The sequence below is a fragment of the Streptomyces sp. SM1 genome (genome assembly GCF_002910825.1).
GTDB lineage: Bacteria > Actinomycetota > Actinomycetes > Streptomycetales > Streptomycetaceae > Streptomyces > Streptomyces okerensis.
Genome location: NZ_NEUB01000033.1, coordinates 1 through 647 on the forward strand (window position 1 = coordinate 1; position 647 = coordinate 647).

Annotated in this window: 1 pseudogene; it reads right to left on the reverse strand. The window is 73.9% G+C overall.

The features are described from left to right. Positions 1-14: 14 nt before the first annotated feature. Positions 15-647 (reverse strand): annotated as a pseudogene (locus B9S61_RS00660) (hypothetical protein); the annotation flags it as partial.

Genomic DNA, 647 nt, shown 5'->3' on the forward strand with positions numbered 1-647 from the left:
CGTCCGGCGTCCGGTCAGAGTTGGGTCGGCTGGCGTTCGGTCAGGCCGTACTGCTTGGCGATCTCGTTCCAGAGACCGGCCGCCTTGCCCTTCTCTGCGGTCGCGGTGCCGCTGTCCCGGTTGCCGGCCTCGGTCTGCTTGGTCGTCTGGGCCTGGCCCTTCTTGCAGCCCTTCTTGCCGCCGGCCTGGTCGGCCCAGGCCGCGTAGTGGTTGTCGGCCGAGGCCGATGCCTGCCAGGCCTTGGTGAGCGCGGCGGTCAGCGCCTGCTGGTTGGGCAGCTTGTCCACCGACAGGCCGGCGAGGTCGGTCACCAGCTTGCTGCGCTGCCCGGCCGCCTCCCTCAGGTCCTTGGCGGCCCGGCCCAGGTCGCGGCAGGCCTTCACATCGGCCACCGCGTTGATCACGGTGGTCCGGCTGTCGCCGCTGACGGCCAGCAGCTTGTCCAGCTCGACGGCCTGCTCACGGGCGGGGTCGACGGACGGCGAGGGGGACGCCTCCTGGGTGGCGGGCGCGCTCGCGGCCGCCGTCTCGTTGCCCCCGCCGTCGTCGTCGCCCCCGCTGCCGATCAGGGCGCCCGCGCCGACGCCGAGGACGGCGATTCCGACACCGACCGCCGCGATGACCGGCAGGCGTGACCCGGTGCGGCC